Below are 946 nucleotides of genomic sequence, written 5' to 3'. Positions count from 1 at the left end.
TCCATCTTCAGGCGGCTGAGGAGCTGTTCCAGGGCCATCACAGCACCTCCTCGTAGACCCGCAGGTCACGCTGTTGAACGGCCAGGGTCTGCTGCCACAGCGCGGCGTGGTGCTCGGGCACGCTGCGCCATCCGGCGTGGGGCGTCTGCAGACGATGCTGGGCGATGGCCTCGCCGGCCGGGCTGTAGACCGTCAACTCGTCATCCAGGCTCAGGCGAATGACCACCGCCTGGCCGCAGTAGGCGTCGGGCACGCTGTAACGGTTGCCGCGCACCTCGATGTAGCCGTCCCAGCCGACCTGGCGCAGGTCGTGGTAACGGGTATCGAAGTCCGTCGCCGGCAGGGCTTGCAGCGCCTCGGTTTCGGCCACGAAGCGCGCCGCCGGGGATTGGCGGAATTGACGCAGCGGGCGCTGATCGGCCACCCGCTCCAGCCACAGCAGAAGCAACTGGTTGAGATGGGCATAGCTCTCGAACTGCCGGTAGCGTTGGAAGAAGTGCTGCTTCACGTAGCCCACCATGCGCTCGGTCTTGCCCTTGGTCCGCGGGCGCTGCGGCCGGCACGCCTTGGGGGCGAAGCCGTAGTGGTTGGCCAACTGCAGGAAGCCGGCATTGAAGATCACGCGCCGGTCGCGGTCATGTTTGAGTACCGCCGCCTTCTGGTTATCGACCAGCACCGTGCGCGGCACGCCACCGAAGTGGCGGAACGCCTGCACCAGCGCCTCGTAGGTGTGCTCGGCATCCTGGCACGGGGCGGCCCAGACATGGAAGCGGCGCGAGTAGCCCAGTGTGTTGACGGCGACATTGACCGTACAGCGCTGGCCGGCGACCACCGTCTCGATCTCGCCCCAGTCGTGCTGGAGTTGGAAACCGGGCTGGGTCTCGAAACGCACCGTCCGTTTGCTGGGCCGCAGCGCCCGCTTGGGCTGGATGTACCGCCGCACCAT

General features: G+C 67.1%; 1 protein-coding gene. It reads right to left on the bottom strand.

The window, feature by feature from the left end:
• Positions 1–37 precede the first annotated feature (37 nt).
• A partial coding sequence (gene istA / locus IE093_RS22300; protein ID WP_189473135.1) for an IS21 family transposase occupies positions 38–946 on the bottom strand: 909 nt, incomplete at its 5' end.

The organism is Litchfieldella qijiaojingensis (genome assembly GCF_014651875.1).
In the GTDB taxonomy this organism is placed as follows: Bacteria; Pseudomonadota; Gammaproteobacteria; order Pseudomonadales; family Halomonadaceae; genus Litchfieldella; species Litchfieldella qijiaojingensis.
Note: the sequence above shows the minus strand (reverse complement) of the source record. Positions and strands in the feature narration are given on the sequence as shown.